The following is a 15,226-nucleotide window of genomic DNA, read 5'->3' on the forward strand; positions in this document are numbered from 1 at the left end:
GCAAATACTAGGGATTTATCAACGCCCCGGCAATAGCTTGCGGCTTTCGGACTCATCGAATCTCCAGCCTGAGCGCTTCTTCCCTGACACCCGCCCGGCTCAGCAACTGCATCCAGTCCCGGTTTTGCAACCTCACCTCCAGCACTGTATCACCGGTCTCCCGGTGTTCTTCACTCAACACAGACCCAGCCTCGTGCAGAAGGGCGCGAAGCTTGCCATCGGCCGGCCCAAGCAACACAAAGTGATGCACAACGTCCTCCGCCAGCCGTTCAACCAGCGCATCGAACAGAAGCTCAAGACCCTGCCCGGTCACCGCAGACACCCAGGCCCGAACGGGCATACCATCCTCGTTCCGGTCTATCCTGGGCTCAAATCCATCCAACAGGTCAATCTTGTTGAACACCTGAAGGACCGGTATTTCGTCCGCACCGATCTCCGCCAGCACGCTCTCCACCTGTTCCATGTTGTCATCGCGACGCTCGTCGTGACAATCAATCACGTGCAGCAGTAACGTTGCCTGAGTGGTTTCTTCCAGTGTTGCGCGAAAAGCCTCTACCAGCTTGTGGGGCAAATGCCGGATGAAGCCGACCGTATCCGCCACTACGACCGGACCAATATCCGGAAGTTCCAGACGACGCAAGGTTGGGTCCAACGTCGCAAACAACTGATCAGCAGCATATACGCTGGCTGTGGTGATTCGGTTGAATAATGTGGATTTCCCAGCGTTGGTGTAGCCCACCAGGGACAAGGTCGGAATATCAGCCCGTTTGCGGGCACGGCGGCCCTGGTCACGCTGTTTGCGGACTTTCTCAAGCCGCTTGTGAATAGACTTGATGCGTTCCCGCAGCAATCGACGGTCGGTTTCAAGCTGGGTTTCACCGGGCCCCCGCAGACCGATACCGCCTTTCTGGCGCTCAAGGTGGGTCCACCCTCGAACCAGCCTCGTTGACATATGCTCCAGCTGAGCCAGTTCCACCTGGAGCTTGCCCTCGTGGGTACGGGCACGCTGGGCGAAAATGTCCAGGATAACGCCGGTACGGTCCAGCACCCGACACTTGAGCTCGCGCTCGATGTTGCGCTCCTGACTGGGCCTGAGGGCATGGTTGAAAAGCACCACGTCCGCCTCGCTGGCGGCAACGGCATCGCGGATTTCGTCAAGCTTGCCTTCGCCAACAAAAAGCCGGGGGTTGGGCTGCTTGCGGGAACCTGTCACCATCATCACCGGCTCAACGCCGGCGGAGGTCACCAGTTCCCGAAACTCACCGGGGTCTTCGGTATCATCGTGGGCGGTGAATTCTATGTGAACGAGAACCGCCCGTTCTCCAACGTCAGGACGCTCAAACAAGATAGGTTAAACTCCATAAAAACAAACACCCGCGGCCATTCGAGCTCTCGGGCTGTCCTGGAACGCGGGTGTAGAAACCGGAAACTCCGGAAAGATCAGTCTTCAGACTCACCTTCACCTGCCGGGTTCTGCGGCGGAAGGCGCACATTGCGAGCAGGGACCACAGTGGAAATCGCATGCTTGTAGACCATCTGGCTGACAGTGTTCTTCAGCAGAATAACAAACTGGTCAAAGGATTCGATCTGGCCCTGCAGCTTGATGCCGTTGACCAGAAAGATGGAAACCGGAATGCGTTCCTTGCGCAATGCATTGAGGTAAGGGTCTTGTAAAGAATGCCCTTTTGACATGTGAGTTCTCCTGTTTATAAGTAAGTGCAGATCGTCATTTTTCTGATTTAAATGTGGTGCCAAGGCCGCTTTTTTTCAAGGCATTAACCACCACTTGCGGATCACCGGCGTTCAGCCAGTGAACATTCGGCCATTTTCGCAACCAGGTCAGCTGCCGCTTTGCCAGTTGTCGGGTGGCGGCCACGCCCTTGTCGACGAAAGTCTGGTAATCACAGCTACCCGTCAGGTAATCCCACGCCTGCCGATAGCCAACGCAACGCATCGAAGGCATGTCAGGATTGAGATCACCCCGCTTCATCAGAGCACGGACTTCGTCCAGAAACCCTGCCTTAAGCATAGCCTGAAAACGAAGCCCTATACGCTGATGAAGCTCAGAACGCTCGGCTGGAGCCAAGGCAAACTGGAAAACAGTATACGGCAGGCTCGGGGTTTCGTCTGCCTGCCAACGGGTAAAATACGTGTAATCCTCAATACCTGACACCGCCTCCCGTTCAGAAGTTCCCGATTGTGCCTGCCAGATTTCAGAAATGGGCCTCCCCGTCAGGCGAATAACTTCCAGTGCCCGCATCAGCCGCTGGCGGTTATTTGGGTGGATTAGCCCGGCGGCAACGGGATCAAGGCTTGTCAGTTCCCGGTGCAGGTACTCCCAACCGTGCTCTGCCGCCTCCTGCTCGATGCGCGCCCGCAACTCAGGGTTAGCGGAGGGCAAGTCGGACATACCGTGCAACAATGCCTTGAAATACATCATGGTTCCGCCAACCAACAACGGGATGCGGCCGCGGCGGGTGATATCTGCCATCTCGGCAAGCGCATCACGGCGGAAATCCGCAGCGGAGTAGCTGTCGGCAGGATCACAGATGTCGATCAGGCGATGAGGTGCTCTGGCCAGTTCTTCGGCATCAGGTTTTGCGGTACCAATATCCATACCCCGGTAAATCATCGCGGAATCGACACTGATGATGTCACATGGGAGCATGTCACAGAGGGCGATGGCCATATCGGTTTTGCCGGAAGCCGTCGGCCCCATCAGAAAGATAGCCGGCGGTAGCGCATGCCCCGGTTGGCGCTCAGTGTCCGACATGGAGTGACTAACGCCCCCTCAGGAACAGTTTGTCGAGTTCTGACAGCGTGACCAGAGTCCAGGTGGGGCGGCCGTGATTGCATTGGCCGCTTCGCTCAGTGGCTTCCATGTCACGTAACAGCGAGTTCATTTCCGGAATGGTGAGTTGCCGGTTTGCCCGAACAGAACCATGGCAGGCCATAGTGCCCAGCAATTCGTGAGTGACGGCTTCTACCCGGTCGCTCTGCCCATGCTCAATCAGATCCGCCAGCACGTCCCGGACCAGTTGTTCGGTGTCGGCGCCCCGCAGCAGCGCAGGAATCTGTCGCACAGCCAGGGTCTCCGGGCCGATTCGTTCAATTTGCAACCCCAGGTGCTGCAACTCCTCACCGTGAGTTTCCGCCAGCGCCGCCTCTTTCTGGCTTACCGCCAGTGACAACGGCACCAGCAGGGGCTGGCTTTTCAGATCTTGCTCGGCCAGGGCGTGCTTCATACGCTCATAGGTGATGCGCTCATGGGCAGCATGCATATCAACAACGATCAGGCCAGCCCGGCTCTGGGCAAGGATGTAGATGCCATGTAGCTGGGCGATGGCATAACCCAGGGGCGGCTCTTCATCGGTGTCTCGTGGAGGCGTGACCGCAACCGGCTGGCTGGCATGGTCAGGCCGGGAAGCAACCCCCCCGCCCTCATTCAGGGATTGATAGAACGCCATCTGGTCACTGGCCTTCCATTCCTGCTGCGGCTGGGAAGCCGACCCAACACCAAAGCCGCCTCCGTTGGCATAACCACCAGCTACAGGCGGCGCCCGATCGGGGAGCGATGCCCCCATCCCAGCTGGATGACCGGCGGGGTTGGCAACAACTGCCTCTGGCTCGCGCCCGAAAGACTGAGCGACCGCACCGCGCAAATGATCATCCGGGCGAACATCAGCCAGAGCCCGGTGCAGGGTGCGGAAGATAAAATCATGGACCAACCGACCATCCCGGAACCGGACCTCGTGCTTGGTGGGGTGCACGTTGACATCGACGGTGGCGGGATCCACTTCCAGATAGAGCACAAAGGCGGGGTGGCGGTTGTTGTAAAGCACATCCCGGTAGGCCTGCCGCACCGCATGGGCGACCAGCTTATCCCGAATGACCCGGCCATTCACGAAGAAGTACTGCAGGTCCGCCTGACTGCGCGAGAAGGTGGGCAATGCCACCCAGCCCCAGAGCCGCAGGCCGGTCGCTTCCGCGTCAATAATAACGGCGTTGTCTATAAACTGCTGCCCGCACAGCGAACCAATACGTCGCTCCTTGTCGACCTCCGACTCTGCTGGCCGCAGGCTCTGCACCACACGCTGGTTGTGGCGCAGGGTAAAGCCAGCATCAAATCGGCTCAGGGCCTGCCGGCGAATACACTCTTCCACATGATTGAATTCGGTTTTTTCCGTTCGCAGGAACTTGCGCCGGGCTGGCGTGTTGAAGAACAGGTCACGGACTTCCACGGTGGTTCCCACCGGGTGCGCGGCCGGAGAAAGACGGGCATCCATATCCCGGCCTTCCACCTCCACTCGGGCAGCGGCTTCCTGGGCTTCGGTGCGGGACGTGAGTGCCAGGCGCGAAACGGAACTGATACTGGCCAGGGCTTCACCACGAAAGCCTAATGTACCGACAGCTTCCAGGTCATCGAGGGTCAGGATTTTACTGGTGGCATGGCGGCTGAGGGCCAGCGGCAGGTCGGCTTCGTCAATACCCGAGCCATCATCACGCACCCGGATCAGCTTGACGCCACCCTGCTCCACTTCAATATCAACCCGGCGTGCACCTGCATCCAGCGCGTTTTCCACTAACTCTTTGACGACGGATGCAGGCCGCTCCACCACCTCGCCCGCAGCAATCTGGTTGGCGAGCCGGGGCGATAGCAACTGAATGTGGGGCATATCCGGGAACTACCTCTTGATCAGGATGAGGGGATGCGAATGGTTTGCCCTACCATAACACGATCATCGGTCATCCCGTTAAAGCGCATTAACTCGCTGACGGTGGTCTGGTTCTGCCGGGCCACACCAGACAAGGTGTCACCCCGCTGGATACGGTACCGGCTAACCTGCCCGCCACCTTTCTGATTTTCCTTCTGCCAGGCCAATAGCGTGCCCGGTGGAGGCGTTCGCTGAAAATACTCGTGAATACCGTCCATGATGGCGTTGGCCAGTCGATTGCGATACCACTCGGTGGCCAGGTTCTGCTCTTCTTTCGGGTTCGAGATAAACCCGGCTTCCACCAGTATTGACGGTATATCCGGAGACTTCAGAACCGCGAAGGCCGCCTGCTCAACACCGGGCTTGTGCAACTTGGCAACACCGCCCAACTGCCCCAGCACAGAGCTCCCCACCCCGAGACTGGCATTGATGCTGGCGGTCATGGAGAGATCCAGCAGAACACCTGCCAGCATATCGTCGCGACCGTCCAAAGACACGCCACCAGCACCGCCAATCAGATCAGAGCGATTCTCGCTTTGGGCCAGCCAGCGCGCGGTTTCACTGGTCGCTCCCCGCTGGGACAGGGCAAATACCGATGCGCCACTGGGTTGAGGTGTTCTGAAGGCATCTGCATGCACCGAGACGAACAGATCCGCGTTGTACTTGCGCGCCAGCAAGGTGCGATTGCGCAACCCGATGTAATAGTCCCCGGTGCGGGTAAGTTTGGCGGTAAAGCCCGGCTGCTTGTTGATTAGATCCGCCAGGGTTTTGGACATTCTGAGCACAACATCTTTTTCCCGGGTACCTCTGGGGCCGATAGCGCCTGGGTCTTCACCGCCGTGGCCCGGGTCGATCACGATGATGATATCCCGCTTGCCGGCTGAATCCTGAGTCACCGTGGGGCTGGCAGCCCGTTCGAGACGGCTGCCCTTCTCGTCAATCAGGTCGACCACCAGCCGGTGCCCGTATTGCTGATTGGGCTCCAACACGAAACTGCGGGGCTTGATGTCGCTTTTCAGATCCAGTACCACCCTGAGGTCGCTGCCATTGCGCGGTGCGCTGCGGATCCGCTCAATCGGACTGCCACTGAGGTCCACGTTGCTGAAATCCGCTTTCAGGGAGGTATTTTTCAAGTCGATTACCAACCTCGAGGGCCCGGATAGCGCAAACACGTTGTGCTCCACACTACCGGCAGTATCAAGGACGAGGCGCGTGTGGTCGGGCGCAGGCCAGAGCCGCACGCCTTCAATCTGGGTAGCAGCCTGAGCGAGGTTAGCCGCCAGAGCCACCATCAAACACAGAAAAAGTCTCATGAATCAGGCCCTATCAGCTCTATTTGATTCAACAGGGAGGCGCCGAACTCCGATCGGGCACGCAGTACTACCGACCGGCCTTCTCCCTGCCGTTCCAGGTGGATTTCAAGATCTGGCTCTGGCAGAACACCCTCTCCCCGCTCCGGCCATTCAATCAGACAGAAACTGCCGCCCGAAAAGTAATCGCGGATTCCCATGTACTCAAGCTCCTCGGGATCGCCCAGACGGTAAAGGTCGAAATGGTATACCGGCGGGTCCAGGTCTTCATAGGGCTCCACAAGGGTATACGTTGGGCTTTTAACCGCTCCCACATGCCCGAGCCCTCTCATTACACCGCGGCTCAGAGTGGTTTTCCCCATGCCCAGATCGCCATCCAGGAACACCACAATGCCCTGATCGGATGCCTTCACCAGCCCGGCAAGCTCACCGCCCAAGCGCTCTGTTTCCGCCTCACTCTCCAGAAACAACCGGCGTTCATTGCCGAAAATGCTCATAACGCCTCCTGGTCGTCACCGCTGTTCACCTTTTCTGCTTCCCACAGCACCTTTGGCAAGGCGCTGATTACATCCGTGGGCGTCAGCCCCATATAACCATAAGTCCGCACTGCCTGGTCCGCCGCGGCCAGATGCAGAGCCGCAGCCATTGTCGTGGCCTGTTGAGGGTCCTTCAGCTGTGCCAGCAACGCGCCGGCGATGCCGGATAAAACATCGCCCATGCCCCCGGTCGCCAGGCCCGGATTACCACCTGGAACAATCACCGGAAGTGCCGAGCCACTGGCGATAACGGTACCCGCGCCTTTCAGCAACACCACACCGCCCAGCATGGTTTGCAGCCGGCGGGCTGCAGACAGCCGGTCCGCCTCAACGTCAGCGACATCACAACCCAACAACCGGGCCGCCTCGCCGGGGTGGGGCGTTAGTATATGGCTATCAGACACCACGGGCACTCGCCCGGCCATCAGATTGAGCGCGTCGGCATCCAACACCCGCGGCAACCCGCTTTGTTCAACCTGTTGCAGCATCTGCTGCCCCCAGGCCAGTTTACCCATGCCAGGACCACACACCACCACATCGGCCCTGGCCAATAATGGCGGCAATTCTGAGCCATGGATCAACCCGTGCACCATCAACGACGGGCAGCGGGCAAGCGCGGCCGTAACATGTTCCGGGCGGGTAGCCAGGGTAACCAGACCGGCCCCGGCCCGGGACGCCGCCTCGGCCGCCATGATACCGGCGCCACCAAAACCCCGGTCACCGGCAACCACCAACACGTGGCCAAAACGCCCCTTGTGGGCGTCAAGCGGACGGACAGGCAGCTGTTCCTTGCACTGGGCCCAGGACTGCAACCGGGCAAGCGGCGGCTGGCCACTGCCAGAGATATCGTGGCCGGTATCAAGAGCCTCAAACACCACCTCACCGCAAACACCGGCGCCGGCACCCGTGTACAAACCAGCCTTGGCGCCAATAAAAGTCACCGTTACCTTGGCCAGAATCACATCACCCACTGCAGAGCCAGTTGTGGCATTCAGGCCGGACGGCAAATCCACCGCCAATACCGGCAAATCCGATTCATTAACCCGCCGGATCACACCTGCAAAGGGCTCCCGGGGCGTACCCGTCACCCCTGTACCCAACATTGCATCCACCACCAGGGTTGCAGACGCCAGATATTTTTCTAATCCGTCTTCGCCCAGCTCGCCGACGTCTTCAACACTGACACCTACCGCACGGGCATGGTTCAGCGCGTTAAGCGCATCCCCGGCCAACTTCCCCGTCGGTGCAACCGCAATGCACCGGGCAGTGATGCCATGCCTGTGAGCATTCGCGGCCACCAAGTAGCCATCGCCGCCGTTGTTACCGGCACCGCAGAGCACCAGAATCGCCCCTGGGGCAGGCCAGTGACGCAACAACTGGCGAAAGGCCGCCCGGGCGGCGGCCTGCATCAACTCAAAACCATCAACGCCTTGCTGATCAATCAGGTAGCGGTCAATCTCTCGCACCGAGTCGGCGGAGTAGAGCGCTTCTGGTAGACTGCTTGCATTGCGTATTGGCATTCGCCAAGGCTCCAGCTAAAGAAACCAGTTTAAGAAAACTGGCCAGATACCTGTAAAGAATAGCAAAACAGGGAAAAAGGTCATAACTTAATCAAATTAAATCTTCGCAGGTTACACAGCCGACTTCTCCCATGACGTCAAACCCAGAGCCCCGCTCCGAGCGGCCAGAAGATGAGGCACTGCATGCCCTGCCCGACCAGATCCGGGCCTGGGCCAGCGAGCTCGGCTTTGCCGACGCCGGTATCACCTGCGCAGATACCGGGCCCCACGCCGAACGCCTGAAACAGTGGCTGAAAGCCGGCTACCATGGCGACATGGCGTATATGGCAGACCACGGCGACAAACGCTACACCCCAGACTCACTGGTACCAGGAACTACCCGCGTTATCTCAGTACGGATGGATTACCTGCCCGCTCCGGACAACCCGAAACAGGTACTCACTGACCGCGAAACCGCCTACGTGACTCGTTACGCCCTGGGCCGGGATTACCACAAACTGATGCGCAAACGGCTGGCCACCCTGGCAGCAAAGATTGATTCCGCGGTCAGCGGCTACGACTACCGCGCCTTCGTAGACAGCGCACCGGTTCTGGAACGCGGTCTCGCCCAACGGGCGGGGCTGGGCTGGATTGGCAAGAACAACATGCTGATTCACCCCAAGGCCGGTTCATTCTTCTTTCTGGGTGAAATCTTTACCAGCGCTCCGCTGCCGGTAGACCAAGCCTTTGACAGCCAGCATTGTGGCTCCTGCTCCGCCTGCCTGGAGGTATGCCCTACTGACGCCTTCGTTGGCGCTCACTTACTGGATGCCCGCCGCTGCATCAGCTACCTCACTATTGAGCTCAAGGGGCCCATCCCGGAAGAGCTGCGGTCAAAGATGGGCAATCGGGTATTCGGCTGCGACGACTGCCAGCTGGTCTGCCCCTGGAACAAATTCAACAAACCGACCCGGGAAAACGATTTTCAGCCCCGGCACGGCCTCAACAATAGTAGCCTGGCCGAGCTTTTTCTGTGGACAGAGGACGAGTTCTTGAAGCGCACCGAAGGCTCGGCCATCCGCCGAACCGGCTACGAGAACTGGCTACGCAACCTGGCGGTGGGGCTGGGCAATGCCCCGAGCACCATTCCGGTGATCGAGGCCCTGAAACAGCGGGCAGACCACCCTTCTGAGCTGGTGCGGGAACATGTGGCCTGGGCTCTGCGACAGCACGGCATTACAGCTTGAAGAAGGTCTCCCGGTAATGGCGAAGTTCGTCGATGGAATCGCGAATGTCGTCCAGGGCCAGGTGACTGCCCTTCTTTTTCACGCCATCAAGTACATCCGGGCGCCAGCGACGGGCGAGTTCCTTGATGGTGGAGACATCCAGGTTACGATAATGGAAGAAGGCTTCCAGCTCGGGCATATACTTCACGAGGAAGCGGCGATCCTGGCCGATGCTGTTGCCACACAGCGGTGATTCGCCGGCGGACAGGTACTGTTTGAGGAAGGCCAGGGTTTCCTGTTCGGCTTCGGCCTCGGAGGTTTTGCTGTCTTTCACCCGCTGAGTCAGGCCGCTGGCGCCATGGGTGTTGGTGCACCATTCGTCCATGGCATCCATCAGGCTGTCTGGCTGGTGAATGGCAATCACCGGGCCTTCGGCCACCAGGTTCAATTCTGAATCGGTAATAATCGTGGCCATCTCTATGATCCGCTCTTTCTCCGGATCCAGGCCGGTCATTTCCAAGTCTATCCACACTAAACGGTTGTGGTTGGGCATTGTATATTCCTATGCGGTTTAGTTTGGGTGCTGGTGGAGGTGTGGTGTGGCTTTTCGGAAACCGCTACGAGCACATCCATGTGCGCTTCTCTCAGGCCATCCATGGCCTTCGAAATTTCCGAAAAGCCACACCACACCTCCACATCCATGCTTATTGCTGGCCGCATGTCGAATTGAAACCCGCTCTATAGATCGGGGTGCTGGCCGGGGACACCTTTCCGGGAGTGTCTGAAGCCATGGATGGCTTCAGTCAAGCGCACAGGGATGTGCTCGTAGCGTCTCCCGGAAAGGTGTCCCCGGCCGGCACCTGCACCCAAGTCGGGATCCGGACGGCCATGTGCAAAAGTTTAGAAACTCTGCCCATTGTCCATGATTCACGTATCATGTGTCACACCACTTTCCCGGAACATTTGAGAGCCGATGGCCAAGAGAAAACTGAACAAACGCCAGCAATGGCGCATCGAGAAAATCCAGAAGGAGCGCACCGAACGGCTGAACCGCAAGGAAAAAGCCGTGGAAGCGCAAGCCGAAGCCGGCGAACTGGGGCCTGAACAGGAAGGCCTGGTAATTGCCCATTATGGCCAGCAACTGGATATCGAAGCGCTGGAGGGTGACGACACCGGCCGGGTGTTCCGGTGCTTTGTTCGGGCCAACATCGACAACCTGGTGACCGGTGACCGTGTTGTGTGGCGGCCCGGGAAGAGTGAGACCGGGGTCATCGTCGCCCGCTGTGACCGCGACAACCTGCTGCAGCGGCCGGATAACTTCGGCGCCCTGAAGCCCGTGGCAGCGAACATTGATCACATTATCCTGGTGATTGCGCCGGAACCGGAGCCCCACGACAACCTCATCGACCGGTATCTGGTGGCCTCTGAGAGCTCCGATATTCCGGCGGTTATCCTGCTGAACAAGACCGATCTGATCACCGATCAGAACCGGGGCTACATTGACGCCCTGCTCGATCGCTATGAAGCGCTTGGCTACCAGGTGGCGCGCACCTCGGCCGCCGCCTGCGCCGGGGAGCCTGCGCCGGAGGTGGAGGCCCTTGTGCGGGACCAAACCAGTGTTTTTGTGGGCCAGTCGGGGGTGGGCAAGTCATCCATCATCCAGACCCTGTTACCGGATGAACTGCTTCGGGTAGGCGCGGTGTCCGAAAGTACCGGCAAAGGGGTACACACCACCACCACAGCGAAGCTGTTTCATCTGCCGGGAGGCGGCGACCTGATCGATTCTCCAGGCATTCGGGAGTTTGGCTTGTGGCATATGACACCACAGGAAGTGGAGTACGGCTTTCGGGAAATCCGGCCACTGATCGGGCTATGCAAGTTCCGCAATTGCCGGCACATGGGCGATCCTGGCTGTGCGCTTGATGCGGCAGCAGAGGCCGGGACGGTGTCGAGGGAACGACTACAGAGTTTCCACCGGATTCTGCAAGATATGGCAGAACAACAGGCCCGGGGTCTGAGAATCACCTGAGGCATCAGCCCCGCGCAAGGCGCCAGCGGAACCTTACCAGTTCAGCTCCCCGGGGGCCGGTTCCGGCCTTTCCTCGAACCAGTCTCCCCGTTCCAGCCGCTCTCTCGCTTCCTGCTGCTGTTCTTCCGTCGGCCGGGTGAGGTCAATCAACGGCTGATCGGACCTGCCCGCGCCGGTTTCGATGCTGTCAGCGGCTTTTTTGTTGAGCACGATGATCGAGATCCGGCGGTTCACCGGGGCTGTCGGGTTTTCCTTGTCGAACAATACAGAATCACTCAGCCCCACCACCCGGGCAATCTGCTGAAGGCGCACGCCGCCTGCAACCAGGGCACGCCGGGCCGTGTTGGCACGGTCTGCCGACAACTCCCAGTTGGTATAACCGGGCCGGCCAACAAATGGCGTGGCGTCGGTGTGCCCGGTAATGCTGAGTTTGTTATTGACCGAACCGAGAGTTCGGGCCAGCTCAAACAGAATGTCCTGGGAATAGTATTTGAGTTCAGCACGCCCACTGTCGAACATCGGGCGGCCAGAGCGATCGACAATCTGGATTCTCAACCCCTCATCGGTGATGTCGATCAGCAATTGATCCTTGAATTCCTGCAAGGTCTCGCTTTGCTCAATCCGCTCCTGAAGCTCCTGGAACAACTGTTCCATGCGACGCTGTTCGAGCGTGTCAGCCAGTTGGTCAACCACTTCATCCTGGATCTGGACAGGACTTGATTCGATGTCCTGGGTCGCTTCGTTGATAACCGACGCACTGCCCCCCAGGTCCACCGGGCTGCGAGCACCGCCTTCCATGAATCCGACGGGGTCTTTGAAATAGCCCTCAACCGCCAGTTTCTGTTCCGGAGACGCTGTGGCCGTCAGCCAGAGCACCAGAAAGAACGCCATCATGGCGGTGGCAAAGTCTGCAAAGGCCACCTTCCAGGAGCCACCGTGATGGCCCCCGACCACTTTTTTCTTGCGCTTGATGATGATCGGCTGTTCTTCCACAACTCAACTCCGGGCGATTAAGACGCAGCTCGTCACTTCGAACGAACGTGGTCGTTGAGTTCCTGGAAACCAGGTCGTTTATCCGTGGGTAACGACTTGCGGCCGAATTCAATGGCCATCTGGGGCGCCTGGCCAGACACCGTGGCAACGATGGCTGATTTCACACATTCATAAGCCTTCAGCTCGTACTTGGCTGAGTGTTCCATGGAAATAGACATGGGGCCGACAAAGCCATAACCCATCCAGATGCCCAAGAACGTACCTACCAGAGCCGCTGCCACACTCAGGCCGATTTTCTCGGGCCCCTCGGTGAGGAAGTTCATGGTGATGACAATACCCAGTACCGCCGCCACGATACCAAGGCCCGGCAAGGCGTCGGCGATCTTGTTGACCGCGTGAGCGGGCTCTTCCAGCTCATGCTGACGGCTGTCGATCTCGTTTTCCATCATGCCTTCCAGCTCATGGGGCGCCATGTTGCCGGAACTGATAATGCGAAGGTAGTCGGTGATGAAATCCAGAAGATCGCGGGATTTCATGATGGCCGGGTAACGGGTGAAGATCTGGCTGTTTTCCGGGTTGTCGATGTCCTCTTCAATGGCCATGACCCCCTGCTTGCGAGATTTGTCGAACACCTCATATAGCAGGCTGAGCAAATCCATATAGTAGGATTTGTTGAACGGCGAGCCGGTCAACAACCGCATGATGCCCTGTCCTACCTCTTTCACCGTGTGCATGGGGTTGGCAATGATGAACGATCCAACCGCCGCGCCGCCAATGATCAAAATTTCGGTCGGCTGCCAAAGCACCATCAAATGGCCACCGTGCAGCACGTATCCGCCCAGCACACTCGCAACAACTATCACCGCACCAATAATCAGCAGCATGGAAAGATATACGCCTTTTGTTATCTCGTTAACGACCGAGGTCAGTCACGGGTTCTCCACCCCGACCGGGGCGAGCTGTGCCCTGATAATAGCAAGGCTCTGAACGAACAGCGAAGGCGTGAAACAATTTCTATACACGGGGCCGCTTTTGTTACACTGCCGCCTCTGTTCTTACCGAGACTTATTGATGTTTGACAAACTGTTCGTACTGAGCCAATACATTACGCCCCAACGCGCTGTCTCTCGACTGGCAGGTCGCCTGGCCGACAGCACGAGCGCCCCGGCCATGAAAAACCGCGTTGTTAGCTGGTTTATCGGCCGCTATGGCGTAAACATGAGCGAAGCAGCTGAGTCAGACCCTACCGCCTATCCCTCGTTCAATGCGTTTTTTACCCGCGCCCTCAAACCCGGCGTGCGCAGTGTGGCAGAAGGCAGCGATGTATTTGTCAGTCCGGTCGACGGTACCATCAGCCAACTAGGGCAGATCAGTAACGACAGAGTTTTCCAGGCCAAGGGCCAGTCCTTCGGGCTGACGGAAATCCTCGGCGGTGACGACAGCCGGGCTGAGCCGTTCCGGCACGGGGAGTTCAGCACCATTTACCTGTCGCCCAAAGACTACCACCGCATTCATATGCCCATGGCCGGCACACTGCGGGAGATGGTCTATGTTCCGGGCAAGTTCTTCTCGGTGAACCCGGTTACCGCGGCGCATGTTCCCAACCTGTTCGCCAGAAATGAACGCGTTGTCTGCATTTTCGATACCGAGGCAGGTCCCATGGCCCTGGTTCTGGTGGGCGCGATGATCGTGGGCAGCATGGAAACCACCTGGGCCGGAGTAATTGCGCCGGAACCTACACAGATAACCCGCTGGGTTTATCAGGGCGAAGACGCGATCAGTTTTGAGAAAGGTGAGGAAATGGGCCGGTTCCGTCTGGGCTCCACGGTTGTCCTGGCAATGCCCAAGGGCGCGGTAACCTGGGACGCCAATCAGGTTCCCGGCAAAAGCGTACGCATGGGCGAAGCGTTTGGCCGGGTAGCCAGCAAGAACACCTGAGACCTGGCTCAGGCGCGCTCGACCGGAAACGCCAGCACGTCTTCTATCCGCTCAGCCCCGGTTTTCAGCATCAGCAGGCGGTCCAAGCCCAGGGCCACACCGGAACACTCGGGCAGCCCGGCGTCCAGGGCTGCCAGAAAACTCTGATCAACAGCCATTTCCCCCTTGCCCGCCGCTTTTCGGCGGCGGTTGTCCTGTTCGAACCGGGCTCGCTGCTCAACCGGATCGGTCAGCTCCCAGTAACCGTTGCACAACTCAAGCCCGTCAATGTAGAGCTCGAATCGATGCGCTACCGGGAAGCCATCGTCGTCTGCGGTCACTTTGGCCAAGGCTGCCTGACTAGCCGGATACCGGGTAATGAACACCGGCCGGCCCTGCCCCAACAGTGGCTCCACCCTGAAGCTCATCACCAGGTCCAGGCAATCATCACGCCCCATGCCGGCCAACTGCTCCGGCTCCAGCCATTGCTGACAGTACTGGTACAGGTCGTGATCCGTGATGGCCATCGGATCGATGCCGGCAAGCGCCTGCAGGGCCTCACGGTAGGTCAGCACATCCGGGCGATCACATCCCAGCCAGTCACACACCAGGTCAGCCACTTCGGCCATCATCGCCGTGTCGTCCAGGCCCACCCGGTACCATTCCAGCAACGAAAATTCGGGGTTATGGCGGCTACCACGCTCGCCATTACGGAATACCCGGGCAATCTGATAGATACATCCCGAGCCCGCCGCCAGCAGGCGTTTCATGTGATATTCAGGGGAGGTCTGCAACCAGCCGCCGGAAACTCCCGCAGCGTTGACCGCCGCCGCGATACCGTCGAGGTTGATATCGGTGACGCCATGCCGGCCGAGCACCGGCGTTTCCACCTCCAAAACACCCCGCTCTGCAAAAAAGCCGCGCACCCAGGCTAGCTGTTGTGCACGGCTTTTCAGATGCTCCCGCGAGGCAGAAGGCTGCCAGACAGGCTGATCGGTCAT

The 15,226-nt window shown here is 58.9% G+C and carries 14 protein-coding genes; 3 read left to right on the forward strand and 11 right to left on the reverse strand.

The window, feature by feature from the left end; translation table 11 throughout:
- Positions 1-52 precede the first annotated feature (52 nt).
- From hflX to FIV08_RS13580, 7 genes are all read right to left on the reverse strand, one after another.
- Complete coding sequence (hflX, locus tag FIV08_RS13550; RefSeq protein WP_228715557.1) at positions 53-1,348, reverse strand: ribosome rescue GTPase HflX; 1,296 nt, start codon at positions 1,346-1,348, stop codon at positions 53-55.
- A 92-nt stretch (positions 1,349-1,440) separates the two neighbouring features.
- Positions 1,441-1,692: an RNA chaperone Hfq gene (hfq, locus tag FIV08_RS13555; protein WP_058092070.1), complete on the reverse strand. Its 252-nt coding sequence runs from the start codon at positions 1,690-1,692 to the stop codon at positions 1,441-1,443.
- 34 nt (positions 1,693-1,726) lie between these two features.
- Positions 1,727-2,773: a tRNA (adenosine(37)-N6)-dimethylallyltransferase MiaA gene (miaA, locus tag FIV08_RS13560; protein WP_152438707.1), complete on the reverse strand. Its 1,047-nt coding sequence runs from the start codon at positions 2,771-2,773 to the stop codon at positions 1,727-1,729.
- A 7-nt stretch (positions 2,774-2,780) separates the two neighbouring features.
- A complete protein-coding gene (mutL, locus tag FIV08_RS13565) occupies positions 2,781-4,676 on the reverse strand; it encodes a DNA mismatch repair endonuclease MutL (protein ID WP_152438708.1) in 1,896 nt (631 codons plus the stop codon).
- A 20-nt stretch (positions 4,677-4,696) separates the two neighbouring features.
- The gene (locus FIV08_RS13570) at positions 4,697-6,028 is read right to left on the reverse strand and encodes an N-acetylmuramoyl-L-alanine amidase (RefSeq protein ID WP_152438709.1); all 1,332 of its coding nucleotides are present in this window, start codon (positions 6,026-6,028) and stop codon (positions 4,697-4,699) included.
- Positions 6,025-6,522 (reverse strand): tRNA (adenosine(37)-N6)-threonylcarbamoyltransferase complex ATPase subunit type 1 TsaE, encoded by a 498-nt coding sequence (gene tsaE, locus FIV08_RS13575; RefSeq protein WP_058092074.1) that lies wholly within the window; start codon positions 6,520-6,522, stop codon positions 6,025-6,027. Before tsaE ends, FIV08_RS13570 begins: the two co-directional genes overlap by 4 nt.
- Positions 6,519-8,081 (reverse strand): NAD(P)H-hydrate dehydratase, encoded by a 1,563-nt coding sequence (locus FIV08_RS13580; protein WP_152438710.1) that lies wholly within the window; start codon positions 8,079-8,081, stop codon positions 6,519-6,521. Before FIV08_RS13580 ends, tsaE begins: the two co-directional genes overlap by 4 nt.
- A gap of 131 nt (positions 8,082-8,212) precedes the next feature.
- On the opposite strand from FIV08_RS13580, the gene queG reads away from it, so the two are divergent.
- The gene (queG, locus tag FIV08_RS13585) at positions 8,213-9,307 is read left to right on the forward strand and encodes a tRNA epoxyqueuosine(34) reductase QueG (protein ID WP_152438711.1); all 1,095 of its coding nucleotides are present in this window, start codon (positions 8,213-8,215) and stop codon (positions 9,305-9,307) included.
- Here queG and orn read toward each other — a convergent pair.
- Complete coding sequence (gene orn, locus FIV08_RS13590; RefSeq protein ID WP_072676682.1) at positions 9,297-9,839, reverse strand: oligoribonuclease; 543 nt, start codon at positions 9,837-9,839, stop codon at positions 9,297-9,299. The genes queG and orn overlap by 11 nt on opposite strands.
- A 420-nt stretch (positions 9,840-10,259) precedes the next feature.
- On the opposite strand from orn, the gene rsgA reads away from it, so the two are divergent.
- The gene (rsgA, locus tag FIV08_RS13595) at positions 10,260-11,315 is read left to right on the forward strand and encodes a small ribosomal subunit biogenesis GTPase RsgA (protein WP_152438712.1); all 1,056 of its coding nucleotides are present in this window, start codon (positions 10,260-10,262) and stop codon (positions 11,313-11,315) included.
- A 33-nt stretch (positions 11,316-11,348) separates the two neighbouring features.
- Here the strand turns inward: rsgA and motB are convergent, their stop codons facing one another.
- The gene (gene motB / locus FIV08_RS13600; RefSeq protein WP_152438713.1) at positions 11,349-12,308 is read right to left on the reverse strand and encodes a flagellar motor protein MotB; all 960 of its coding nucleotides are present in this window, start codon (positions 12,306-12,308) and stop codon (positions 11,349-11,351) included.
- Between the two features lie 32 nt (positions 12,309-12,340).
- Positions 12,341-13,192: a flagellar motor stator protein MotA gene (gene motA / locus FIV08_RS13605; protein WP_072676679.1), complete on the reverse strand. Its 852-nt coding sequence runs from the start codon at positions 13,190-13,192 to the stop codon at positions 12,341-12,343.
- A gap of 187 nt (positions 13,193-13,379) precedes the next feature.
- On the opposite strand from motA, the gene asd reads away from it, so the two are divergent.
- Positions 13,380-14,246: an archaetidylserine decarboxylase gene (gene asd / locus FIV08_RS13610; protein WP_152438714.1), complete on the forward strand. Its 867-nt coding sequence runs from the start codon at positions 13,380-13,382 to the stop codon at positions 14,244-14,246.
- 8 nt (positions 14,247-14,254) lie between these two features.
- On the opposite strand, the gene epmA is transcribed toward asd, so the two are convergent.
- Positions 14,255-15,226 (reverse strand): EF-P lysine aminoacylase EpmA, encoded by a 972-nt coding sequence (gene epmA, locus FIV08_RS13615; RefSeq protein WP_152438715.1) that lies wholly within the window; start codon positions 15,224-15,226, stop codon positions 14,255-14,257.

It is taken from the genome of Marinobacter sp. THAF197a, assembly GCF_009363275.1.
Taxonomy (GTDB): Bacteria; Pseudomonadota; Gammaproteobacteria; order Pseudomonadales; family Oleiphilaceae; genus Marinobacter.